Genomic DNA, 23626 nt, shown 5'->3' with positions numbered 1-23626 from the left:
CGCGGGTGGGGACGGGCTGGGCGCGCGGCGCCGCCGGGCGGGGGATGCGAAGCCGAGCGACGCGCGGACAACCGGCGAACTCCGTGTGGAGACCACGCGGCGCCGGTGCGCCGCCCCGGTCAGCCGAGCAGCCGCCGCAGGTTCAGCTTCCCCCACAGCAGACTGGTGGCGAACGACAGCGCCATCACCGTGACCAGCAGACCGGCCAGCAGCAGCCCCGCCACGGGCCCGCTCAGGTCCGGCGACACGGAGCGGGGGACGAGCTCCTCCACGAACAGCACGTGCACCATGTACGCGCCGAGCGCGGCATTGGCCAGCGTCCGCACCCGCGGCCGCCACCTCTCCGGCACCCGCGCCCGCGAGACCAGCAGCAGTACGCAGATGCTCATCGCGGCGACGAACAGGTGCGCGTTGGGCATCACGTAGTGGATCCGCGTGTTGTACCAGAGGGCCCCGGCCATGGTGAGGAGCAGCAGCGCGAACAGCGGCCACCGCCGCCGCACCACCCCGGCCGGCAGGGCGAGCAGCAGCGCACCGCCGACCGCGTACACCAGCGAATAGGTGGTGAAGCCCCAGGCCACGGGCGGCGTTTCGCGCCCCGTGAGCTCGGTGACCGTGGTCAGGACGCTCGGCAGGACCGCGATGCCCAGCAGCGCCGCGCCCAGTCCCCAGGGCCGCTTCCCCGCCTTGATCAGCATCGCGAACGCGAGCAGCGCGATGATCGGGATGTAGGTGTACATGAACCACAGGTGGTACGCGGGCTGCACGGAGCCGAACAGGGAGTTCGTCGCCAGCTCGGTCATGGGGCGGTCGTTGCGGTCCCGCAGCCAGGCCCAGACCAGGTAGACCGCCGTCCAGGCGAAGAGCGGGACGGTGTTGCGGACGATCCGCTGCCACATCCGGGCGCTGTCCCGCGGGGGCGCGCCGACCAGCACCGCCCAGCCGGCGACGGCGAAGTACACGGGCACGGCGAACGGGTTGAGCGCCTCGGCCACATGCCCCGCCCAGTACGTCCCCGACCCGTTCGCCGGGTCGTTGCCGGTGGAGTGGATGAACTGGGCCCCCACGTGCCCCAGCATGATGGTGGCGGAGCAGATCAGCCGCATCAGGTCGATGTCGAAGCGGTGTTCCCGCGGCGCGGCGGTCTGTCCGGAGGAGGCGCTGGCGCTGCCCTTTTGCTGCGGCAGGCGTACGGCGATGTCGGTCGGCACCGCGCAACTCTCAGTGGGCCCGGTGTACGGGAGTTGAAGAGCGGATGGCACCACCGTGGCCGGTGGGTCTCGGTTGACCGCCGGGGGCGGGCGGGGAGCCGGTCACGGTGAGGACGTCCGGTGACGGTGAGGACGTCCGGCCGCGCCGGAGGGCCGGCCGGCTTCACCGGCCGTCCCCTTCCCCCTCCCGCTTCTTTCCCCGTCCCGCCGGGTTCATCCCTTCCGGGTGCCGCGCCGTACCGCCCGGCCCACCACGCGCTTGGCCCGGCCCACCCGGACCCGGGCGCGCGACCGCGGCCGGCTGCCGGGCAGGCCCAGCTCGGCCAGCCGCAGTTCGGGGAAGTAGTAGCCGGGGCTGCCGGCCAGGTGGGCGCGCAGCCAGTCCGCCGTCGGCTCCCGCAGCGCCGCGTACGTCTTGGGCTGCATGCAGAAGCCGATCGCCCGGACCAGCGGCGACAGCGTCCCGGGGGCCGGACCGACGAGCGCCGGGGTCTCCCCGCGCTCCAGGTCGGGCACCAGGTGGTCGACCACGGCCAGCGGCACCCGGTTGCTGTTCGGGTAGGGCTTGAGACGCTCCATCACCAGCGCGGTCCCGACCCGGGCGACGGGCACGCCGTAGTAGGCGGAGGCGGTGACCATCGCCGTGGAGAAACAGCCGGCGACGAGCGCCGGACGGCAGTGGTGGTACAGCGTCTCGGCGAGCAGCGGCGCGTCCAGCACGGTGAGCTTCACGCCCGCGTCCGCCGCCGCCTTGCCCAGCGCCGCCGAGTAGCCGGCCGGGGCCGTCGGATGGGGCTTGAAGACGATGGACCGGTGCCCGGCGCGCACGGCCCCGGTGAGCATGCGGACGTGCAGGTCCTCCTCCTCCCGCGCGCTCAGGATGTTGATCGCGGCCAGGTACTGGCCGAGGAGCACGGCCGTCGGCTTCTCGGCCAGCACCGGCGCCAGCCGCGGATCGTCCGCCGCGTCCACCGAGATCTCGTCCAGCACGCCGCGGAACGCCTCGTCCGGGACGACCACGGGTTCGACGCCGTACTCGGACAGCAGCAGCGGCCGCAGACCGGGGATCAGGTCGAGGTGGAGCAGCCGCCGGATGCGGCGCGCGATGGTCAGCGGCAGTTTCTCCCGGGTCGGTCCGTAGCTCATCAGGCCGTCGGCGTACACGTCGACGGTGGCCTCGGAGAAGATCGCCGCCAGCGCGCGGGCCGGGTTGACCTGGATCGACTCGACGGCGAGCTCGATCCTCTCCCGCTCGCCGATGCCCCACAGGAGGCGGAACGCCCGCTGCCACAGCACCGTGTCGTTGCCCCGCGGGCCCCAGGTGCTCGGGTGGTACGGGGCGATCGCCTCGTTCCAGCTGACCACCGAGTCGAACCGGTCGGCCATCGGCGCGTAGCCGTGCATCTCGTCCAGGCGCAGGGCGGTCTCCGGCACGGCGGCGTTGTTGGAGACCAGCAGGACGCGCCGGGCCCCCTCACGCGGTCCGTACAGGCCCGCGTCCAGCGCCGCGGCGAGGGTGGCCGCTCCGTAGAGCGTCGAGACCTGGAAGATCTGGGTCTTGTGGGGCATGGGTCAGGCAGCCTTCCGCCCGTCGCGCAGGCGGCTGAGCAACCTGCTCCGGGTGCTGTCGATGGTTCGCAGGGTCTCCTCGAGCGCGTGCTCGGGCATGCGGTGGAGAGCGGCCCTCGCCTCCCGCCGCAGCCGCTGGGCCGCCGAGGACTCGTACTCGTTCGCCTTGCCGATGTGGAACGCGATCATGGCGCAGTAGGTGCGTACGGCCTTGAGCAGGAAACGGTCGGTCTCCTCGTCCTCCTGCACGTCCCGCAGCAGCGCGTCGTACGCCGGGATGAAGTCCAGCTGGCGGGAGTCCTTGATCTGGGTGAGCGAGGTCGCCACGCCCCGCCGGTAGAACACCCCGTGCAGACCGAGGGACGCGTACGTCCTGGCCTTCAGGTGCAGCCGCCAGATCCACAACCGGTCCTCGGCCGTGCGCAGTTCGGTCGCGAAGCGCATGCCGCCGTCGGCGAAGAGGTGCCGGCGGTAGATCCCCGCCCAGACGAACGGGTAGTCGACCATCGTCTCCGTGTCGGCGGGCGCGATGCCGTCCCGCGGATCCATCACGGCGCCCCGGGTCCGGGCCGGGGGCCGCCGGATCACCCGTTCGGTCCCGGTGGCCTGCACATGGTCGGTGCGGGCGAAGTCACAGCCCAGCTCCTCCACGGCACGCACCAGTTCGGCCAGGTGGCCGGGGGCGTACCAGTCGTCGCCGTCGAGGAACGTGACGTACTCGCCCTCGGCCGCGTCGATACCGCTGTTACGGGCCTGGGCGATGCCCATGTTCGTCTCGTGCCGGATCACCCTGACGCCGGGGTGCCGCTCCGCCCAGCGGTCGATCACCCAGGGCGTGGCGTCCGTGGAGCAGTCGTCGACGAGCAGGAACTCGAAGTCCGGGTCCGCGTTGTGGGCGAGGCTGCGCAGCGTGCTCTCGGCGAACGCTTCCACGTTGTGCATGGGGACGACGACGGACAGTTTCGGCACGTGGGCCTCTCTTTCGGTACAGCCGTACAGCGGTGGGTTCTCGATGGCTCATGCCCGGCCGAAGGTCTCCCGGAGTTCCCCGAGGTTGGACCGCGTGGTCTCCCACAGGAACTCCTGCGCGCCGTGCACGTCCGCCACGGCGGCCGGATGGTCGTCGAGCACCGCCGCCGCCCGCTCGAGCAGCCGGGGGCCGAGGTCCCGGTCGTGCACCGACAACCCCCACTCCTCGCGGCCGATGTCGGACAGGAAGTAGGCGAGCTTGGGATGGGAGACGAGGCTGAGGATCGGGGTGCCGCAGCCGAACGGGATCATCCCCGCGTGGCCGCGCATCCCGATCACCAGCCGCGACCGGCGGTACAGGTCGCGGATCCCGTCGTTCGTCAGGTCGTACAGCGGCTCCACGGGCAGGCTCAGGCCGTGCTCCCGGCGCAGGTCGTGCACGAACCTCTCGTCGGCGGGCATGTGGGCCGCGTACCGCACGTCGGCCCGCTCCCGCAGGCCCCGCAGCGCGGTGGCCAGCTGGGCGAGGAAGTCGGCGTAGTCGTGCCCGAAGCGCAGCCCCGCGCGGTCGTACGCGCAGTTCACCAGGACGGTGTCGGTCCGCTCCACCGGGTCGAGCCAGCCCGGGAGGAGGTGGCGGGCCACCGTGGTCGGGCAGGGCTGGTAGCGCACCCGGTCGCGCAGCCCGACGGGGAGCAGCTCGCGGACCCGCTCGATCGAGCCGTGGTTGCGCAGCCCGAAGAACGCCGACCGCTCGACCAGGACCCGCAGGCTCTCGGCGAACCGGCCGCGGCGGTAGAGCTGCCCGTCGAACACGTTGTAGCCGACCGCGAACACCGCCAGCGGCGCGGTCAGCCGGGCCAGCAGGCCGTCCGGCACGTTCCACTGCCAGTGGCTGTTGCCGTTGGGCGAGGTGTCCGGCAGGAACAGCCCGCCGCCGCCCACGATCACCCCGCGCCGCGCGTTCAGCCGCTCCAGCGCCGCCTCGTCGACCAGCCGGTGCACCGGCTGCCCGTACCAGCGGGCCGGACCGGTGTCGGTGTCGAAGCACATGCGCACGGCCTCGGGCAGCACCTTGTCGCCCGCGTTCTCCCGGCCCTCGGCGAACAGCGCCACATGCGCCAGCTGGTCCCCGGCGGCGACCGGCTCCGGCCGCTCCCGCGCACCCTCCGGGCGGGTGCGGACGTACCAGGCGTGGCACCCGGAGTCGGTCGGGTCGGCCTCCAGACCGTCGCGGGCGTAGGCGTGCGCGTCCTCCTCCCGGCCGCACAGCCAGGCCAGCCGGGCGAGCTGGGCGAAGGCACGCGGCGCGACATCGGGGGACGCGGCGGCCAGCAGCAGCCGCGCCTCGGCCTCGTCGTAGCGGGACAGCGCCATCAGGCAGACGCCGAGGGTCTCCTGGCAGCGCGGCGCGTCCAGCCGGTCGCCGACGACCGGGGCGAGGACGTCGACGGCCTCGTCGTAGCGGCCCTGCCGGCGGTACCCGTCGGCGACCGTACGGGCCAGGTCGAGGGAGGGACGCGCCTCCAGCAGGGGCGGCGCGAGGTGCGCCAGGAGATCGGGGTGCTTCTCCCCGGGCAGGGCGCAGTACGCGGCCCGGAACTCCTCGTCGCCCATCTCGAACCGGCGCCGCGCCCCGGCGGCCGGACCGTACCCGGCTTCGTCGAACGGGCCGGTGAAGTGCAGGACGGCGACATGGTCCGGCACCGGCGTGTCGTCGTGCAGCCGGCGGCTGAGGAAGTCGTAGCGCGCGTCGAGCGGGCGCAGGACGCCCTCGAGCGCCGTCTCCCAGCCGCCGTCGCCAGCGGCGGCGAGCCGGGCCGCCGTCGCCTCGTCCACGTCGGCGCGCTGCACGACCAGCAGCCCGTCCGCCCGGACGGCGCGCCCCTCGCGGCCCTCCCCGTCGCACCACGGCTGCGGCACGGCGCCCACACCACGGCGCATCCGCAGCAGTTCGCCGATGTCCCCCAGCACCACCATGGCCGGGCTGAGCGCGATGACGGTGTCGTAGCCCGGCAGCCGGAAGACGTCCAGGCGGCTCCCGGCGCGGCGGGTGACGACCCGCGGGTGCAGCCGGCGCAGCGCGTCGAACGAGGAGTCGGGCAGCCCGGGGTGCAGCACCACGACGTCCTCGCACACGCCCGGGTTGGTGAGCGCCAGGCTGCGCAGCAGCGTGGGGAGGCCGGGCAGGCGGCCGGAGTCGGTGTGGACGGCGAAGGCGATCCGGCGTCTGCCGGTGACGGTGCTCCGGTCGTCCGCGGAGGAGTGGGTCATCGCAGGGCGATCCTCATCTTGCTGTCGTCGACGCGCGTCGCACGGTCCATGACCCACTCGGTCTCCCTCGGCCGCAGCCGGCCGGGCCGGTCGAAGCCGATGAGGTCCAGGCGGGGGCTGACATCCAGGAAGTCCAGCAGCCGCAGCACGGTGAAGGCGGTGGTGGTCCCCGGCTCCCAGCCGTCCTCGCCCAGCAGCGCCGGGTCGCCCAGGGGACGGCGCAGGGAGGCGTCACCGACGTGCTCCTGCGCCCCGGCCACCAGCCGCTGCCGCACGGCGCGGCGCCAGGCCCCGGCCGGATCGCCGAACACCAGCCGGACGTCCGCCCGCTGCGTCCACAGGGGCCCCTCCCACGGGGCGTCGCCGCGCAGCGAGACGGCGTGCAGCCCGGTGCGCCCGCCGGTCCCCTCCGCGCGGATGCGGAAGGCGTCGCAGCGCACCACCAGGTCGTAGCCGTCGATCTCCGCACCCAGCGCGCTCCCGGCGACCTCCCCGGCGCCCGAGACCAGGCACACCGTCCGCCCCGCGACCAGGTTGCGCAGCCCCGCGACGTCGACCGGCGTGCTCCCGCCGAGCAGCGGGTCCGGCATCCCGGACCGCTCCAGGAGCCGCCGGTAGGCGCCGTGCAGCTCCAGCAGGCGGCGCACGGCCGGGTCGCCCGGACCGTGCTCGGCCACCCGCGCCCGCACGTACGCGGCGAACTCCGGTGCCGTGACCGGGGTCGGCCGTCCCGCCTGCGCAGCGAGGGCGGAGCCGGGACCGGGGAAGAGGGCGGCGGCCTCCTCCAGGCACGTCCGCCGGCGCTTCAGCGTGTCGATCCTGCGGGCGACGCCCTCGGCCGCGTCGCCGTTCCCCAGCAGCGTGAGGTAGCGGTCGTAGCACTCCAGCGCCTCGGCGTCGCGGCCGAGCCGGTCCAGGGCCCGGCCGCGCAGCCGCCACGCCCCCTTGGACCGCTGCCGGATCGCCGTCGAGGTCTCGGCGACGCCCAGGGCCAGGCCCGGCCCGTCGTCCCCGCCGGCCTCCAGCGCGCGCTCGCCGACCTGGAGCAGGGCGTCGAAGGGGTCGGCCGAGGGGGTGTCGAGGGAGGCGGCGAAGGCGCCGATCGCCCGGGTGAGGCGGGGGTCCGGAGCGGTGGAGCGGTCGCCCTGCGCCGCGAGGTACTCACCGCACAGGCGCATGCCCCGGGCGAACAGAGCCGGCCTGGCGGCCTCCTTCTGCCGTGCCTTGAACAGTCCCGCCAGGGGGTTCGTCATCCGTTCCACCGTCCTTGGATCGGAGGCCGAATGTGCCCCAGCGCGACGGTCCGCCGGTGGCCTCCTGATGGACAGTGGGTGAACACTCCGCCTCCAACGGCTGATCGAACGGCAGGTCGCGGGAGCCCGGCTCCGGGGGCGGTCCTCAGCCCCGCACGGCCTTCTTCAGCGCCCGCGCGCGTCGCACCACCCGGCGCGCGGTGGAGTTGCGCGGCAGGAACGCCAGCCGCCGGGGGATGCCGCCGGGCAGCCCCAGCGAGGTGAGCCGCTTGCGCCTGAAGTAGCGCCGGGTGCGCGGGCCGAGGTGCCGTGCGAGGTAGCGCTCCGCCACCGGGCGCAGCGGCGGGTACACCTGCGGCCGCATGGTGAAGCAGAGCGCGGCGACCAGGTCGTTCAGCTCGCCGGCGGGAAGCGCGTCCCCGTCCCCGCCGGGGGCCGGGTCCGGCAGCAGCGCGTCGGCCAGCACGGCCGGTATCCGGTGGCCGTGCTGGTACGGCGTCAGCCGCTCCAGCAGCCGCTCGGTGCCGACGCGCGCCACCGGCAGGCCGTAGAACGCGGACGCCGTGAACAGCGCCGTGGAGGAGCAGCCGACGACCAGCGCGGGCCGGATCCGCGCGAAGAGCACCTCGGCGGGGACGGGGACGTCCACCACGGTGAGGTCCACGCCGAGTTTCCCGGCCTCGGTCGCCAGCGCGCGGCCGCGGTGGGCCGGGGCGGAGGAGTGCGGCGTGAGGACGAGGGTGCGATGGCCGCGTCCGGCCGCCGCCCGCACCATCCGCAGGTGCAGATCCGCCTCCTCCGCGGGGGAGAGGGCGCCGGGCGCGGACAGGTTCTGGCCGACCAGCAGCGCCGCGTCCCGCGGCAGCGCCGGCAGCTCGCCCGCCGACTCCGCCAGTTCCTCCACCGCCTTCAGGAAGGCGCCCGTCGGCACCACCCGCGCCGGCACGCCGAACTCGGACAGCAGCACCGGCGTGAGCCCCGGCACCAGGTCCAGGTGCAGCAGCTGCCGGACCCGTGTGCCCACCAGCGGGTCGAGCTTGCGGTGCGTGGGGCCGTAACCCGACAGTCCGCCGGCGTAGACGTGGACCGGGGCGCCGGTGAACAACTGGGCCACCGTCAGGGCCGGCGGAGCCTGGAGCGACTCCACGACCAGCTCCACCCGGTCCTCGCCCAGCCCCCACAGCAGCCGCAGATGCCGCTCCAGCAGCGGGACGTCCTCCGGGCGCGGCGTCCAGGCCACCGGATGGAAGGGACGGATGGTCTCGTTCCAGGAGAGCACGTCGTCGAAGTGGTCGCGCAGCGGCGCGAAACCCGGCAGCTCGCCCAGGTCCGGCGCGGCCTCCGGGGCCGCCGCGTCGTTGCAGACCAGCAGCACCCGCCGCGCCGCCTCCGCGAAGCAGTCGGACTCGATCGCGGCCGCCAGCGTGGCGAGGCCGTACAGCGACGAGGCGCAGAAGATCTGGGTGGTACGGGGCATCACGCGGCCCCCTTCGCCGTGGTGATCCGGCGCCGCAACCGCCGCAGCCTGGCCGAACGGTCCATGTCCATGGTCTCCAGTACCTCGTCGAGCACGTCCTGCGGCATGCGCCGCACCGCCGCCGCGCTCATCGCCCGCAGCCGCCCGGCCACGGCCGGTTCCCACTTGCCGTCGTCGGCCAGGTGGTTCGCGATGACCGCGCAGTACGTCCGCACCGCCTTGGGCAGCAGCCGGCCGGCGTCACGGTCCGCCGCCGTCTCCTCGATCACCTGGTCGAAGGCACGGATGAAGTCGAGCTGGCGGACGTCGCCGGTCCGGGTGAGGGACGAGGCGACCCCCCGCCGGTAGAACGCGCCCAGCAGACCGACCACGGCGAACGACTCCGCCTCGCGGTGCAGCTTCCAGATCCACGGCCGGTCCTCGGCCGTGCACAGCCCGTCGGTGAAGTGCAGCAGCCCGCGCTCCAGCAGCCGCCGGTGGTAGACACCGGCCCAGGCGTACGCGTAGTCCACCGCGGTCGTCCGGTCGGCCGGCAGGATCGCCTCCCGCGGGTCGAGCACCTCGTTCCGCCTGCCGACCGGGACCCGGCGCACGGACCGGGCGCGGTCGCTCACCCGTACGTGGTCCGTGCGCACGAAGTCGCAGCCCAGCTCCTCGACGGCCGCCACCAGACGGGACAGATGGCCCGGGGCCAGCCAGTCGTCGCCGTCCAGGAAGGTCAGGTACTCGCCCCGCGCCGCGTCCAGCCCGGTGTTGCGCGCGGTGGCGATCCCGCCGTTCGCCCCACGGCGGACGTGGCGCACCTCGGCGACATCGGAGAGTTCCTCGGCCGCGCGCTCGACAATCGCCTGCGTTCCGTCCTCGGAATGGTCGTCGACCAGAATGAACTCGAAGTCCGGCCGGGCGTTCGCGCGAAGACTTCGCAGCGCGTCCGGGGCGTATTGCCGGACGTTGTAGAACGGGACGATCACGGAAAGCTTTGGCACTCGCAAAACACTAGGAGGCCGCCCGGCTCGGCAACTTTCCGGTGACCGTACAGAGGGTGAACTCCATGTGTCGGTACGGTGCACCACGTGTACTTCCCCTGTTTCCGCGGGCCAGTTCGGCTCTCGGTGGGGTGTTGTTAACTTCTCGTTGATTCACGGTTGGGCCGTACCTAGAATTCGCTTCCTAGCGTCTTGGACGTGCCAGCAAGTGCTACGAAGCCCCTCAGGGTGGCGGTCCTCGCGGATTCCGACACCCGATGGAAATGGGGCGCGCTCACCGCGAACCGCATCGCGCCGTCCGCTCCCGGGAATCCGGGGGACACGGCGGACGGCGGCGACATCCGCCTGGACGGGTATCTGCTGCGCGGCCGCGCCACCCCCACCGCCCGTCAGCTCGGCGAGGTCGGCGTCCGCGCGGACTCGCTCCGCGAGGTCACGGCGGTCGAGTTCCTGCGCGCCATGCGCGAGGAGTCCTACGACCTCCTCGTGCTCGCCCTGGTCGGCGGCGGGGTGCAGGCGATGCTGCACGGCCTCAAGCGGATCTGGGAGGACCGGCCGCAGCGGCCCGTCGTCGTCACCGGATACGTCGGTGTCGTCTACGAGAAGCTCGCCGACGGCCTGCTGCTGCGCCACGGCGCCGACCTGGTGCTGGCCAACTCCCGCCAGGACGCGGACCGTTTCCGCGCCGTGTACGACGGCGTGGGCGCCGACTCCGGCTCGGTCACCGAGGTGGCGCTGCCCTTCCTCGGCGGGGCGGCCTACACCGGCGAACACGACCCCTGCACGGTGGTCTTCGCCGCCCAGCCCTCCGTCCCGGAGAGCCGCAAGGACCGTACGTACCTGCTGAACCGGCTGGTGCAGCACGCCCGCCTGCACCCCGAGCGCGAGGTGCTGCTCAAGCTGCGCTCCAAGCCCGGCGAACACACCACGCACATCGAGGAACTGCCCTACCAGAAGCTGTCCCAGCGGCTCGACCTCCCGCCCAACTTCCGCCTGGTCTACGGGCACATGGGCGAGGTCCTCGACCGCACCGACCTGCTCGTCACGGTCAGCTCCACGGCCGCCCTGGAGTCGCTGCACCGCCGCATCCCCACCGTGGTCCTCACCGACCTCGGGGTGCGCGAGGCGCTCGGCAACCACCACTTCGTCGGCTCCGGCTGCCTCGCCTCCTGGGACCAGCTCGACGCCGGGCACCGTCCCGACCCCGACGAGGAGTGGGTGGCGCGGCAGGGCGTCGCCGCCGACGGCTCGTACGAGACGGCCTTCGACGCGGCCCGCGACCGCATCACCGAGCTGCTCCGGCGCCCCGGCGGACTGCACCCGCTGACCCCGTACTACACGCCCGTCACCGCGCCCGGCTATCTGCCCGGCCTCCTCGCCCGCCACCACCTCGGCCCGGACGGCACCCCGCTGCCCGGCGCCCCCGCCGCCGACAGGGAGCCCGGACCGGTCCGGCAGATCGTGCGCCGGGCGGCGCGCGGCGCCTACCGGCACGGCGTGCAGCGCGTGGCCCCGGTGATCCGCCGGATGGGCGAGCTGTGACCGTCCCGAACTCCGCCCGAGGAGCTGATTCCATGTCCGATCCGCAAGCCGGCCGGGCCGCCGGTGGGAACACCCCCCGCCCGAGCGCGGCCGACAGCCCGCGGGAGCACCGGGTGCTCGCGGTGATCCCCGCCCGCGGCGGCTCCAAGGGCGTCCCCGCGAAGAACCTCGCGCCGGTCGGCGGCGTACCCCTGGTGGCGCGCGCCGTGCGCGAGTGCCGGGCCGCGCGCCACATCACGGACGTCGTGGTCTCCACCGACGACCAGGCCATCGCGGCCGCCGCCCGGCAGGCCGGCGCCGAGGTCGTGCTGCGGCCCGCCGCCATCGCCGGCGACACCGCCACCTCCGAGGCCGCCGTCCTGCACGCCATGGAGTCCCACGAGGCCCTGCACGGCGCCCCGGTGGACGTGGTGCTGCTCGTGCAGTGCACCAGCCCCTTCCTGGTCCGCGAGGACATCGACGGGGTGGCCGGCGCGGTCGTCGAGCAGGGCGCCGACACCGCGGTCACCGTCGCCCCCTTCCACGGCTTCGTCTGGCGCGACGGCACCGACGGCACCGACGGCACCGACGGCACCGACGGCGCCGGCCCGGCCGGAACCGGCGGCGGTCACGGCGTCAACCACGACAAGTCCTTCCGCCCGCGCCGCCAGGACCGCCCCCAGGACTTCCTGGAGACCGGCGCCGCCTACGCCATGGACGCGGCCGGCTTCCGCGAGCACGGGCACCGCTTCTTCGGCCGCACCGAGCTCGTGCGCACCGACCCGGCCCGCGTCCTGGAGATCGACGACCCGCACGACCTCGCCCGGGCCCGCGCCCTCGCGCCGCTCTTCGACGCGGAGCGGCCCGGCGCCCTCCCGACCGCGCAGGACATCGACGCGGTCGTCCTCGACTTCGACGGCACCCAGACCGACGACCGGGTGCTGATCGACTCCACCGGACAGGAGTTCGTCGCCGTGCACCGCGGTGACGGCCTCGGCATCGCCGCCCTGCGCAGGAGCGGACTGAAGCTGCTGGTCCTGTCCACGGAACAGAACCCGGTCGTCGCCGCCCGCGCACGCAAGCTCAAGCTCCCCGTGCTGCACGGCATCGACCGCAAGGACCTCGCACTCAAGCAGTGGTGCGAGGAGCAGGGCATCGCGCCCGAGCGCGTGCTCTACGTCGGCAACGACGTCAACGACCTCCCGTGCTTCGCCCTCGTGGGCTGGCCCGTGGCGGTCGCGAGCGCCCACGACGTCGTGCGCGGCGCCGCACGCGCGGTCACCACCCTGCCCGGTGGCGACGGCGCGATCCGGGAGATCGCCGGCTGGATCCTCGGTCCCTCTCTCGATTCCCTCCCCAAGTAAGGAAACCCCCTGTCATGAGCAACTCCCGCATCCGCACCCTCGGTTCCCGCGAAGCCGGCCCCGGCCGTCCCGTCTACGTCACCGGCGAGATCGGCATCAACCACAACGGCGACATCGAGAACGCCTTCAAGCTGATCGACGCCGCCGCCGAGGCCGGCTGCGACGCGGTCAAGTTCCAGAAGCGCACGCCGGAGATCTGCACCCCGCGCGACCAGTGGGACATCGAGCGCGACACCCCCTGGGGCCGGATGACGTACATCGACTACCGCCACCGCGTGGAGTTCGGCGAGGACGAGTACCGCCGGATCGACGAGTACTGCAAGAGCAAGAACATCGACTGGTTCGCCTCCCCGTGGGACACCGAGGCCGTCGCCTTCCTGGAGAAGTTCGACGTCCCCGCCCACAAGGTGGCCTCCGCCTCCCTCACCGACGACGAGCTGCTGCGCGCCCTGCGCGCCACCGGCCGCACGATCATCCTCTCCACCGGCATGTCCACCCCGAAGCAGATCCGCCACGCGGTCGAGGTCCTGGGCAGCGACAACATCCTGCTCTGCCACGCCACCTCCACCTACCCGGCCAAGGCCGAGGAGCTGAACCTGCGGGTCATCAACACCCTGCAGCAGGAGTACCCGAACGTCCCGATCGGCTACTCCGGCCACGAGACCGGCCTGCAGACCACCCTCGCCGCCGTCGCCCTCGGCGCCGTCTTCGTCGAGCGCCACATCACCCTCGACCGCGCCATGTGGGGCTCCGACCAGGCCGCCTCCGTCGAGCCGGGGGGCCTGTCCCGCCTGGTCCGCGACATCCGCACCATCGAGGCCTCCCTCGGCGACGGCGTCAAGAAGGTCTACGAGTCCGAGCTGGGCCCGATGAAGAAGCTGCGCCGCGTCCCCGGTGCCGTCGCCGAGGCGGAGATCGCCGCGGCGGCCGGCGAGCCGCTGTCGGTCTGAGCGCACGTCACCCTCCACCCTCCCTTACGACGACGGGAACGGTCGTACGTCGATGAGCCCCCGCGCCGGGAAGCCCGGCCCCCACACTCTCGCCTTCGTCGAGAGCCCGGTACAGCTGCTGAACGTGCTGGAGTGGGCGCACGCGCACGCGCCCGGCGTGGGGCTCACCCTCGTGGTGCTGTCCCCGGTCGACCCGATGACCCGGGGGCAGCTGCGCCGGATGGCCGAGCTGGCCCGGGAGGAGGGACACGAGGTCCGCTGGGAGGAGGCGCGCGGGGGAGCGGGCGCTCCGCTGCAGACGGTCGGCGGACTGGCGGTCCCGCTCCGCCGGGCCGCCCGGGTCGTCCTCGGCGACCCCTTCTCGCGGTACGTGCAGCTGCTGCTGACGATCACCCGGGCCCGCGAGGTCGTCGTCGTCGACGACGGCACGGCGACCATGGAGTTCGTCGGCCAGCTGGCCCGGGGCGAGCGCCTGGTGCGCTGGCACCGCAAGGGCGGCCGCCCGGGCCCCCGTGACCTGGTGATGGCGCCCGTCTCCGCCGTCGCCCGCCGCCGGCTCACCCCGGGCGGCAAGCGCACGGTGGAGGTCTTCACCTCGATGCCGATGAAGGACACCCCCTCCGGAGTCACCGTCGCCGCCCACGACTTCGCCTGGACCCGGGAGCGCTTCGGCCCGCCCCGGATCATCCAGGGCGCCGACATGGTCGGCACGTCCCTGGTGGAGACCGGCGTGGTGGACGTCGACGCCTACGTGGAGGCCGTACGCGCCCTGGTCGGCAAGCACGGGGCGAAGCGCTACTTCGCGCACCGCCGCGAGAGCACGGAGAAACTCCACCGGCTCGCGGTCGAGACGGGACTGGAGATCGTCCGCCCCGAACTGCCCCTGGAACTGATCGCCCGCCGCGGCCCCATCGGCCGTACCGTCCTCAGCTTCCCCTCCACGGTCGTCCACACCCTCCCGCTGGCCCTCGCCGGTACGGAGGTCCGCGTCGCGGTCTGCGACATAGACCCCGCCTGGCTGACCAGGAACGCCTCCCCCCGCGCCCAGGGCTTCCTGTCCGGTGTGACGCAGTCGGCGCGCGACATCCACCGGCTCTCGGCGGTGGCGGCCGCGGGGTAGCGGCGCCGCCCCGGACGCCCCGCCCGCCCGGTGGTCCCGTCACCTCTTCTCACCTCTTCGGCCCACCGCACCCGCACACCCTGCGCGACGCCCTCCTGCACGTCCTCACCGGGACCGCGTGCCGCGCGGGAACTCCTCGACGCCGCGCGGGAACTCCTCGACGGCCGACGCCGGTTGGTCCCGCCCCGGCGCGTCCGGCAGGTGGACCCGGACGCGTGGAGCGGGCGTCGCGTGGTATCCGTGGGGAAAGGACGGGTGCCGGTGAGCGGGCGGTGTCACTCCCGGTGGATCGCGTGATCGGCTCGGCCGGAAAGGCGGGCGAGTTTACCCAGCCGAGTCGACAGCTATGCGTAGGGACGCCATCTTTCTTCGTCTGACAGGATGATTTTTTCTTGATCGGGGGTCGGTCGGGGGCTTTGGCGCCCTACCCTTCAAAGGGTGAAACCACTGATGTCACTGGAGACCGAGGTCGACCTCCCCGGGGGAGCAGTGCTCCCCGGCGCGTTGCCCGAGGCCCTGCGTGCCGAGCTCGTCGCGTTCCGCCGCGACCTGCACATGCACCCGGAGCTCGGCAACCAGGAGTTCCGCACCACCGCCGCGATCAAGGAACGACTGGAGCGGGCCGGCCTGAGGCCACGCGTGCTCTCCAGCGGCACCGGCGTGATCTGTGACATCGGAACCGACGGCGAGGCCGGCACGGACTCGGCGATGCTCGCCCTGCGCGCCGACATCGACGGCCTGCCCATCCCCGACATGAAGACCGGGTGCCCCTACCGCTCCACCGTGCCCGACCGCGCCCACGCCTGCGGTCACGACGTGCACACCACCGTGGTGCTCGGCACCGGCCTCGTCCTCGCCGAGCTGCACCGGCAGGGTCTGCTGCCCCGCCCGGTGCGGCTGGTCTTCCAGCCCGCCGAGGAGGTGCTGCCCGGCGGCGCCGCCGACGCCATCGCGGACGGCGCGCTCGACGGCATCGGCCGGATCCTGGCCGTGCACTGCGACCCCCGCGTCGACGCCGGCAAGATCGGGCTGCGCCAGGGGGCCATCACCTCCGCCTGCGACCGGCTGGAGATCGCCCTCGACGGCCCCGGCGGCCACACCGCCCGCCCGCACCTGACCACCGACCTCGTCACCGCCGCCGCGCGCGTGGTCACCGACGTGCCCGCCCTGGTCGGCCGGCGCGTCGACACCCGCGCCGGACTCGCCGTGACCTGGGGCAGGATCGAGTCCGGCCACGCGCCCAACGTGATCCCGCAGCACGCCGAGCTGTCCGGCACCGTGCGCTGCCTGGACCTGGAGACCTGGCGGCAGGCCCCCGACCTGGTGGTCGCGGCCATCGACGAGGTGGCCAATCTGCACCGCGCCAAGTCGGAGATCAACTACGTCCGCGGCGTCCCGCCGGTCGTCAACGAGGCCGGTGCCACCGAGCTGCTGCGCGACGCCATGATCGCCCGGCGCGGAGTGGAGTCGGTCGAGGGCACCGAGCAGAGTCTCGGCGGCGAGGACTTCTCCTGGTACCTGGAGCGCGTCCCGGGCGCCATGGCCCGCCTCGGCGTCCGCACCCCGGGCGAGCACACCGTGCGCGACCTGCACCAGGGCGACTTCGACGTCGACGAGCACGCCATCACCGTGGGCGTGGAGCTCTTCACCGCCGCAGCCCTGCTGGACGCCCTGCGCTAGTGCCGCCACAGCCGCACCCTCCTTCCCCGTCCGCTCCGCTTGCGCGCCGGGCGGGGGAGGGGCAGCGTAAGTCGCGTGCCGCCCTGGGCACGCGCGTCGGCCGACCGTCCTCTTCCGTCCGCTACGGGTCCCTGGTTCACAAGGGCGTAACCGGCCATCGGCACGAATGGGTAACGGCCCCGGGGTACCCCGTTCCCAGGAGTGTCTACGCGCGTTAATGTGCGCCGAACCGAGCACCCACTGCGGGGCTTTGTGGAATGGGGAACTTCAGATGCGTCGGATACCGAAACTGACCCGCGTCGCGGTGGGGGTCGCCTCGCTCGCACTCGCCGCCACCGCCTGCGGCGGCACCAGCAGTGACAACGGCGACAGCGGCTCCAAGGAGGACCTCGGTCTCGCCATCGCCTACGACATCGGCGGCAAGGGTGACCAGTCCTTCAACGACGCCGCCTACGCGGGCCTGACCAAGGCCAAGGACGAGTACGGCTACAAGACCGCCGACGTCGAGCCCACCGAGGGCGAGACCGACGCGGACAAGGAGCAGCGGCTCGCCTCGCTGGCCCGCCAGGGCTACAACCCGGTCATCGGCGTCGGCTTCGCCTACGGCCCCGCGATGAAGGCCGTCGCCGCGAAGTACCCGGACACCACCTTCGGCATCGTCGACTCCGTGGTCGAGGGCGACAACGTCGCCTCCCTGGTCTTCGCCGAGGAGCAGGCGTCCTACCTGGCCGGTGTCGCCGCCGCCAAGGCCACCAGGACCGGGACCGTGGGCTTCGTGGGCGGTGTGGACGTTCCGCTGATCCGCAAGTTCCAGGCCGGCTTCGAGCAGGGCGTGAAGGACACCGACTCCAAGGTCAGGGTGATCCCGCAGTACCTGACGCAGACCGCGGAGGAGGGCGGCTTCTCCAGCCCGGACAAGGGCAAGGCGGCCGCCGAGGGCCAGATCGAGAAGAAGGTCGACGTCGTCTACGCGGCGGCGGGGCTGTCCGGTCAGGGCGTCATCGAGGCCGCCGCCAAGGCGAAGGTCTGGGCGATCGGCGTCGACTCCGACCAGTACCGGCAGGAAGCCCTGGCCGCGTACAAGGACCACATCCTCACCTCCGCCCTGAAGGACGTCGGCGGCGCGGTGTACACCCTGGCCGAGTCGGTCCACGACGACAAGCCGCTGACCGGCACCCAGGTCTTCGACCTGAAGGTGAACGGCGTCGGCCTGTCGGAGAGCAACCCGAAGATGGCCGAGGTCGCGGGCCTGTCGGACGCCGTGGCCAAGGCCAAGGAAGGCATCATCGACGGCTCCGTCAAGGTCAGGACCGAGTAGGCGGCAGCGGCCGGACGAACGGAAGGCGGGCGGGCGCCCCACGGCTCCGCCCGCTTCGTCGTACCGGTGTCCGCTCACCCACCGCCACGCCCCGTTCGCGATCGGCAACGTCGGGCCCATGGCTCGGAGCCGGGTTGGCCACGGGCGGATAACAAGGTGGACAGAAGGGGTTTTCAGGCAGGTCTACGCGCGTTAATCTGCGGCGAAGCCAGCGCCGTAGCCGACCTGTCCCCGGCGCTTGTACGACTCTAGGAGCACCACTCATGCGCCGGATTTCCCGGATCACGGTCGCAGGCGCAGCGACCGCCTCCCTGGCCCTCGCCCTGACCGCCTGCGGCGGGACGTCGACCTCCTCGAGCTCCTCGGAGTCGAAGGGCGACAAGGGCCTCGCCATCGCCTACGACGTCGGCGGCAAGGGTGACCAGTCCTTCAACGACGCCGCCTACGCGGGCCTGGAGCGGGCGAAGAAGGAGTTCGGCTACGAGACGGCCGACGTCGAGCCCACCGAGGGCGAGACGGACGCCGACAAGGAGCAGCGCCTGGCGTCGCTGGCCAAGCAGGGCTACAACCCGGTCATCGGTGTGGGCTACGCCTACGCCGCCGCCGTGAAGGGCGCCGCGGAGAAGTTCCCGGACACCACCTTCGGCATCGTGGACGACGCCACGATCGAGGCGGAGAACGTGGCCGACCTGGTCTTCTCCGAGGAGCAGGCGTCCTACCTGGCCGGTGTCGCCGCCGCCAAGGCCACCAGGACCGGGACCGTGGGCTTCGTGGGCGGTGTGGACATTCCGCTGATCCACAAGTTCCAGGCCGGCTTCGAGCAGGGCGTGAAGGACACCGACTCCAAGGTCAGGGTGATCTCGCAGTACCTGACGCAGACCGCGGAGGAGGGCGGCTTCTCCAGCCCGGACAAGGGCAGGACGGCCGCCGAGGGCCAGATCGAGAAGAAGGCCGACGTCGTCTACGCGGCGGCGGGGCTGTCCGGTCAGGGTGTCATCGAGGCCGCCGCCGCCAACGAGGTGTGGGCGATCGGCGTCGACTCCGACCAGTACCGGCAGGAAGCCCTCGCCCGGTACAAGGACTCGATCCTCACCTCGGCGATGAAGGACGTCGCCAAGGCGGTCCACAACCTGGCGAAGTCGGTCGAGGACGGCAAGCCCGAGACCGGTATCGTCAGGGGCGATCTGAAGACGGGTGAGGTGAGCCTGTCGAACTCCAACCCGAAGTTCGCGGACGACGCCGAGCTCCAGGAGGCCATCGAGACGGCCAAGGAGAAGATCATCAGCGGCGAGATCAAGGTCAAGTCGAGCTGACAACCCTGAGTAACCGCGGGGTCGCGTCCGCTCGACGGGGCACGGGGAGCCCGGCTCCCCGTGCCCCGTCGGTTCGGTGCGCCACCCCTTTGCATGCCATAGGGGCACTACGCGCGTAGACGGCCCCCGTCCCCAGGAGAGTGCGCCATCAACGCGTCCAGCAGCCCTCCGGCCGGAGCGGCGGTCAACGAATCGGTGACCGCCGTCGAGCTCGCCGGGATCACGAAGCGCTTCCCGGGTGTCGTGGCCAACCACGACATCCACCTCACCGTTCGCAAGGGCACTGTCCACGCGCTCGTCGGCGAGAACGGCGCCGGCAAGTCGACCCTGATGAAGATCCTCTACGGCATGCAGAAGCCGGACGAGGGCACCATCGCGATCCACGGCGAACAGGTGAGCTTCTCCTCGCCCGCCGACGCCATCGCCCGCGGCATCGGCATGGTGCACCAGCACTTCATGCTCGCCGACAACCTCACCGTCCTCGAGAACGTCGTCCTCGGCAGCGAGAAGCTCCACGGCATCGGCGGCCGGGCCCGCCGCAAGATCAAGGAACTCTCCGACCGCTACGGCCTCGGCGTACGTCACGACGTCCTGGTCGAGGAGCTCGGCGTCGCCGCCCGCCAGCGCGTGGAGATCCTCAAGGTCCTCTACCGCGGCGCCACCACCCTGATCCTCGACGAGCCCACCGCCGTCCTCGTCCCGCAGGAGGTCGACGCGCTCTTCGACAACCTGCGCGAGCTGAAGGCCGAGGGCCTGTCGGTCATCTTCATCTCCCACAAGCTGGGCGAGGTCCTCTCGGTCGCCGACGACATCACCGTCATCCGCCGCGGCACCACGGTCGGCACCGCCGTCCCCGCCGAGACCACCCCGCGCCAGCTCGCCGAGCTGATGGTCGGCAGCCAGCTGCCCACCCCGGAGACGGCCGAGTCCACGGTCACCGACCGCCCGGTCGTCACCGTCGACAAGCTGCGCCTGGCGGCCCCCGGCGGCAAGGCCCTGCTCGACGACATCACCTTCACCATCCACGCGGGCGAGGTCCTGGGCATCGCCGGTGTGGAGGGCAACGGCCAGACCGAGCTGGTGGACGCCCTCATCGGCCTCAGGCACGCCGACTCCGGCGTCATCCGGCTGGCCGACCAGGAGATCACCGCCTGGCCCACCCGCAGGCGCCGCGAGGAGGGCATCGGCTACATCCCCGAGGACCGCCACCGCCACGGCCTGCTCCTGGAGGCCCCCCTCTGGGAGAACCGCATCCTCGGTCACGTCACCGAGCGGCCCAACGCCAAGGGCGTCTGGCTGGACGCGAAGGCCTCCCAGGAGGACACCCGCAGGATCGTCCGGGAGTACGACGTGCGGACCCCCGGCATCGACGTCACCGCCGCCTCCCTGTCCGGCGGCAACCAGCAGAAGCTGATCGTCGGCCGCGAGATGAGCCACGAGCCGCGCTTCCTGATCGCGGCCCACCCCACCCGCGGTGTGGACGTGGGCGCGCAGGCCGCCATCTGGGACCACATCCGCGAGGCCCGCCGCGAGGGCCTGGCCGTGCTGCTGATCTCCGCCGACCTGGACGAGCTCATCGGCCTGTCCGACACCCTCCGGGTGATCTACGACGGCAGGCTGGTCGCGGACGCCGATCCGGCCACCATCACCCCGGAGGAACTGGGTACCGCCATGACCGGTGCCGCCTCCGGCCACCTGGAGCACGAAGAGACCCCGGCCGACGGCGGCCGGGGTGCGGAAGACGAGGCCCGCTGATGAAGAAGTTCGACAGGGAGCGTGTGCTCCTCGCGGTGGCCGGTCCGGTCATCGCGCTCGCCGTGGCCTTCGCCCTCAGCGCGATCGTGCTGCTCGCCTCCGGCAAGAACCCGGTCGAGCCGTTCGCCCTGATGTTCGAGCAGGCCGGGTTCTCCGACATCCAGGTCCTGATCGTCAACCAGGCCTCGATGTACTACATCGCGGCCCTCGCGGTGGCCATCGGCTTCCGGATGAACCTGTTCAACATCGGCGTCGACGGCCAGTACCAGCTCGCCGCCATGATGGCCGCCGTCGTCGGCGCCCACGCCGGACTGCCGGCCGCCCTGCAGATCCCGCTGCTGCTCCTGACCGCCGTGCTCACCGGTGCCTTCTGGTCCGGCATCGCCGGCGTCCTCAAGATCACCCGCGGGGTCAGCGAGGTCGTCGCCACGATCATGCTCAACGCGATCGCCACCTCCGTCATCGGCTACCTGTGGCTGCCCACCGTCTTCGGCGTCAAGGTCGGCAACAACAACACCACCGGCGAGATGCACGAGTCGGGCTGGGTCCCCGGCCTCGACATGGGCGAGGCGGGCGAGATCTACGGCCTGGTGATCCTCGCCGTGCTGCTCGGCATCGGCTACTGGGTCGTCCTCAACCGCACCCGCTTCGGCTTCGACCTGCGCGCCTCCGGTGCCTCGGAGTCCGCCGCCGCGGCCAGCGGTGTCGACCCCAAGCGCATGGTGCTCACCGCCATGCTCATCTCCGGCGGCGTCGCCGGACTCGCCGGCCTGCCGATCCTGCTCGGCGACACCCACACCTACAGCCTCAACTTCCCCACCGGCATCGGCTTCCTCGGCATCGGCATCGCCCTGCTCGGCCGCAACAGCCCGGTCGGCATCGCCTTCGCCGCCCTGCTGTGGGCCTGGCTCGACAAGGCCTCCCCCGAGCTGGACTTCCACGGCTACGACAAGGAGATCGCGGTCATCATGCAGGGCCTGATCGTCCTCTCGGTCGTCGTCTCCTACGAGGCCGTCCGCGAGTGGGGCCTGCGCCGCCAGCAGCGCCGGGTCGGCGCGGAGCTCGCCGCGGGACACGTCCTGGGCGCCGACAACAACACCACGAAGGAGGTGGCCGGCCGATGACCGCCCCGACCACAGCGACCGACGTCAACCAGCCCTCGCTGCAGCCCACGGCACCGACCGGCCGCCGTCTGTCGTGGCCCGTGCTGCTCCTGGTCATCGCCGGAGCCCTGGCGCTGACCTCGATCGTCCGCATCATCACCGGCGCCGACGGCATCACCAACGTCAGCCAGATGTCCACCGCCCTCCAGCTCGCCGTCCCGATCGGCCTCGCCGGCCTCGGCGGTCTGTGGGCCGAGCGGGCGGGCGTCGTCAACATCGGCCTCGAAGGCATGATGATCATGGGCACCTGGTTCGGTGCCTGGGCCGGATTCCAGTGGGGCCCGTGGACCGGCGTCCTGGTCGGCATCATCGGCGGCGCGATCGGCGGCCTGCTGCACGCGATCGTCACCGTCACCTTCAACGTCAACCACATCGTCTCCGGTGTGGCCATCAACATCCTCGCCCTCGGCGCCACCCGCTACCTCGCCCCGCTCGCCTTCGAGGGCCGGCAGGGCGGCTCCGCCAAGCAGTCCCCGGCGGTCGAGTCCCTCGGCCACTTCACCGTGCCGGGCCTGTCCGACGGGTTGCGGGATCTCAACGACAAGGGCTGGTTCTTCGTCTCCGACATCGCGGGCCTGCTCGGCGGACTGGTCACCGGCGTCTCCTGGCTGACCCTGATCGCCGTCGCGCTCGTCCCCGCGACCTGGTGGATCCTGTGGCGCACCGCCTTCGGCCTCAGGCTGCGTTCCTGCGGCGAGAACCCGGTCGCGGCCGAGTCCCTCGGCGTCAACGTCTACAAGTACAAGTACCTGGCAGTGATCATCTCCGGTGGTCTGGCCGGCCTCGGCGGTGTCTTCCTCTCCATCGTGGCCAACCCCTTCTACCTGGAGGGCCAGGTCAGCGGCCGCGGCTACATCGGCCTCGCGGCGATGATCTTCGGCAACTGGATGCCGGGCGGCCTCGCCATCGGCGCCGGCCTCTTCGGCTACACCGACAGCCTCAACCTGCGCGGCGGCTCCGCCAACGTGCACGCGCTGCTGCTGCTCGGCGCGCTGCTGCTGCTCATCGGCGCGATCTGGCTGGTGATCCGCAAGAAGTACGTCCAGGCGGTGATCACCCTGGTCATCGGCGCCCTCGTCTTCGCCTGGTACGCCGGCACCAACGAGGTCCCCAACCAGGTCGTCTCCGCCACGCCGTACGTCATCACCCTGATCGTCCTCGCCCTGTCCGCGCAGCGGCTGCGGATGCCCCGGGCCAACGGCATGCCGTACCGGAAGGGGCAGGGCAAGTGACCGCGTCCGGGCCCACCGCCGCCGGCGTCGACTGGGAGGCGCTGCGCGCGGTGGCGCGGGACGCCATGTCCCACGCCTACGCCCCCTACTCGGACTACCCGGTCGGTGTCGCGGCTCTGGTCGACGACGGGCGCACGGTCTCCGGCTGCAACGTCGAGAACGCGTCGTACGGCCTCGGCCTGTGCGCCGAGTGCGGACTGGTCTCCGAGCTCCAGCGCACCGGGGGCGGCCGGCTCACGCACTTCACCTGCGTGGACGGCGCGGGCGAGATCCTCGTCCCGTGCGGCCGCTGCCGCCAGCTGCTGTACGAGTTCGGCGGCCCCGGACTGCTCCTCGAGACCCCGGCGGGCATCCTGCCGCTGTCGGAGATGCTGCCGCAGGCCTTCGGCCCGCAGTACCTCACCAAGTGATTCCCGTACGGCCCCCGCGAGCGACCGCCGTTACCGTCGTCCGCGGGGGCCGCACCCTTCG

Annotated in this window: 18 protein-coding genes; 11 read left to right on the top strand and 7 right to left on the bottom strand. The window is 72.5% G+C overall.

All coding sequences use genetic code 11. The annotated features are described in order from the left end of the window. Positions 1 to 119: 119 nt before the first annotated feature. The 7 genes from ACF07S_RS02465 to ACF07S_RS02435 all read right to left on the bottom strand — a co-directional run bounded on the left by ACF07S_RS02465 (position 120) and on the right by ACF07S_RS02435 (position 9739). Positions 120 to 1211: an acyltransferase gene (locus ACF07S_RS02465; RefSeq protein ID WP_391973247.1), complete on the bottom strand. Its 1092-nt coding sequence runs from the start codon at positions 1209 to 1211 to the stop codon at positions 120 to 122. Positions 1212 to 1424: 213 nt separating this feature from the next. Beyond that, on the bottom strand, positions 1425 to 2780 hold the full coding sequence (locus ACF07S_RS02460; protein WP_391961655.1) for a polysialyltransferase family glycosyltransferase: 1356 nt from the start codon (positions 2778 to 2780) through the stop codon (positions 1425 to 1427). A gap of 3 nt (positions 2781 to 2783) precedes the next feature. Beyond that, a complete protein-coding gene (locus tag ACF07S_RS02455; RefSeq protein WP_391961654.1) occupies positions 2784 to 3749 on the bottom strand; it encodes a glycosyltransferase family 2 protein in 966 nt (321 codons plus the stop codon). A 48-nt stretch (positions 3750 to 3797) separates the two neighbouring features. Next, positions 3798 to 6023, bottom strand: a complete 2226-nt coding sequence (locus ACF07S_RS02450; protein ID WP_391973246.1) for a polysaccharide pyruvyl transferase family protein — start codon at positions 6021 to 6023, stop codon at positions 3798 to 3800. Beyond that, positions 6020 to 7276, bottom strand: coding sequence for a hypothetical protein (locus ACF07S_RS02445; protein ID WP_391961652.1), 1257 nt, complete (start codon positions 7274 to 7276; stop codon positions 6020 to 6022). The genes ACF07S_RS02450 and ACF07S_RS02445 overlap by 4 nt, the downstream gene beginning before the upstream one ends. Positions 7277 to 7421: 145 nt before the next feature. After that, entirely contained in the window at positions 7422 to 8753 is a 1332-nt protein-coding gene (locus ACF07S_RS02440; protein ID WP_391973245.1) for a polysialyltransferase family glycosyltransferase, read from the bottom strand. Then, positions 8753 to 9739, bottom strand: a complete 987-nt coding sequence (locus ACF07S_RS02435; protein WP_391961650.1) for a glycosyltransferase family 2 protein — start codon at positions 9737 to 9739, stop codon at positions 8753 to 8755. The genes ACF07S_RS02440 and ACF07S_RS02435 overlap by 1 nt, the downstream gene beginning before the upstream one ends. A 198-nt stretch (positions 9740 to 9937) precedes the next feature. Here ACF07S_RS02435 and ACF07S_RS02430 point away from each other — a divergent pair, with 198 nt between their 5' ends. From ACF07S_RS02430 to ACF07S_RS02380, 11 genes are all read left to right on the top strand, one after another. After that, positions 9938 to 11281, top strand: a complete 1344-nt coding sequence (locus ACF07S_RS02430; RefSeq protein WP_391961649.1) for a DUF6716 putative glycosyltransferase — start codon at positions 9938 to 9940, stop codon at positions 11279 to 11281. A 32-nt stretch (positions 11282 to 11313) separates the two neighbouring features. Then, positions 11314 to 12624 (top strand): cytidylyltransferase domain-containing protein, encoded by a 1311-nt coding sequence (locus ACF07S_RS02425; RefSeq protein ID WP_391973244.1) that lies wholly within the window; start codon positions 11314 to 11316, stop codon positions 12622 to 12624. A gap of 14 nt (positions 12625 to 12638) precedes the next feature. After that, on the top strand, positions 12639 to 13574 hold the full coding sequence (locus ACF07S_RS02420; protein WP_391961647.1) for an N-acetylneuraminate synthase family protein: 936 nt from the start codon (positions 12639 to 12641) through the stop codon (positions 13572 to 13574). 52 nt (positions 13575 to 13626) lie between these two features. After that, the gene (locus ACF07S_RS02415; RefSeq protein WP_391961646.1) at positions 13627 to 14694 is read left to right on the top strand and encodes a hypothetical protein; all 1068 of its coding nucleotides are present in this window, start codon (positions 13627 to 13629) and stop codon (positions 14692 to 14694) included. Positions 14695 to 15144: 450 nt separating this feature from the next. Continuing rightward, positions 15145 to 16374: an amidohydrolase gene (locus ACF07S_RS02410; RefSeq protein ID WP_391961875.1), complete on the top strand. Its 1230-nt coding sequence runs from the start codon at positions 15145 to 15147 to the stop codon at positions 16372 to 16374. Between the two features lie 271 nt (positions 16375 to 16645). After that, entirely contained in the window at positions 16646 to 17692 is a 1047-nt protein-coding gene (locus ACF07S_RS02405; RefSeq protein ID WP_391973243.1) for a BMP family protein, read from the top strand. Between the two features lie 263 nt (positions 17693 to 17955). After that, complete coding sequence (locus ACF07S_RS02400; protein WP_391973242.1) at positions 17956 to 19005, top strand: BMP family protein; 1050 nt, start codon at positions 17956 to 17958, stop codon at positions 19003 to 19005. Positions 19006 to 19200: 195 nt separating this feature from the next. Next, positions 19201 to 20760, top strand: a complete 1560-nt coding sequence (locus tag ACF07S_RS02395) for an ABC transporter ATP-binding protein (RefSeq protein ID WP_391961643.1) — start codon at positions 19201 to 19203, stop codon at positions 20758 to 20760. Beyond that, the gene (locus tag ACF07S_RS02390) at positions 20760 to 21884 is read left to right on the top strand and encodes an ABC transporter permease (RefSeq protein WP_391961642.1); all 1125 of its coding nucleotides are present in this window, start codon (positions 20760 to 20762) and stop codon (positions 21882 to 21884) included. The genes ACF07S_RS02395 and ACF07S_RS02390 overlap by 1 nt, the downstream gene beginning before the upstream one ends. Then, positions 21881 to 23155 carry an ABC transporter permease gene (locus tag ACF07S_RS02385; protein WP_391973241.1) on the top strand — a complete coding sequence of 425 codons (1275 nt, stop codon included), beginning with the start codon at positions 21881 to 21883 and terminating at the stop codon, positions 23153 to 23155. Before ACF07S_RS02390 ends, ACF07S_RS02385 begins: the two co-directional genes overlap by 4 nt. Beyond that, positions 23152 to 23565, top strand: a complete 414-nt coding sequence (locus ACF07S_RS02380) for a cytidine deaminase (protein ID WP_391961640.1) — start codon at positions 23152 to 23154, stop codon at positions 23563 to 23565. The genes ACF07S_RS02385 and ACF07S_RS02380 overlap by 4 nt, the downstream gene beginning before the upstream one ends. Positions 23566 to 23626: the final 61 nt, after the last annotated feature.

The sequence above is a fragment of the Streptomyces sp. NPDC016640 genome (assembly GCF_043076215.1).
Taxonomy (GTDB): Bacteria; Actinomycetota; Actinomycetes; order Streptomycetales; family Streptomycetaceae; genus Streptomyces.
The sequence above is the reverse complement of the archived record's forward strand: the minus strand, read 5'-3'. Positions and strand labels throughout refer to the sequence as shown.

What these genes read in the sequence shown, in the direction of transcription:
- ACF07S_RS02410 (WP_391961875.1), top strand. Translation starts at nt 15,145, where the DNA reads ATGTCACTGGAGACCGAGGTCGACCTCCCCGGGGGAGCAGTGCTCCCC.
- ACF07S_RS02390 (WP_391961642.1), top strand. Translation starts at nt 20,760, where the DNA reads ATGAAGAAGTTCGACAGGGAGCGTGTGCTCCTCGCGGTGGCCGGTCCG.
- ACF07S_RS02405 (WP_391973243.1), top strand. Translation starts at nt 16,646, where the DNA reads ATGCGTCGGATACCGAAACTGACCCGCGTCGCGGTGGGGGTCGCCTCG.
- ACF07S_RS02415 (WP_391961646.1), top strand. Translation starts at nt 13,627, where the DNA reads ATGAGCCCCCGCGCCGGGAAGCCCGGCCCCCACACTCTCGCCTTCGTC.
- ACF07S_RS02460 (WP_391961655.1), bottom strand. Translation starts at nt 2,780, where the DNA reads ATGCCCCACAAGACCCAGATCTTCCAGGTCTCGACGCTCTACGGAGCG.
- ACF07S_RS02425 (WP_391973244.1), top strand. Translation starts at nt 11,314, where the DNA reads ATGTCCGATCCGCAAGCCGGCCGGGCCGCCGGTGGGAACACCCCCCGC.
- ACF07S_RS02440 (WP_391973245.1), bottom strand. Translation starts at nt 8,753, where the DNA reads ATGCCCCGTACCACCCAGATCTTCTGCGCCTCGTCGCTGTACGGCCTC.
- ACF07S_RS02400 (WP_391973242.1), top strand. Translation starts at nt 17,956, where the DNA reads ATGCGCCGGATTTCCCGGATCACGGTCGCAGGCGCAGCGACCGCCTCC.
- ACF07S_RS02450 (WP_391973246.1), bottom strand. Translation starts at nt 6,023, where the DNA reads ATGACCCACTCCTCCGCGGACGACCGGAGCACCGTCACCGGCAGACGC.
- ACF07S_RS02445 (WP_391961652.1), bottom strand. Translation starts at nt 7,276, where the DNA reads ATGACGAACCCCCTGGCGGGACTGTTCAAGGCACGGCAGAAGGAGGCC.
- ACF07S_RS02385 (WP_391973241.1), top strand. Translation starts at nt 21,881, where the DNA reads ATGACCGCCCCGACCACAGCGACCGACGTCAACCAGCCCTCGCTGCAG.
- ACF07S_RS02420 (WP_391961647.1), top strand. Translation starts at nt 12,639, where the DNA reads ATGAGCAACTCCCGCATCCGCACCCTCGGTTCCCGCGAAGCCGGCCCC.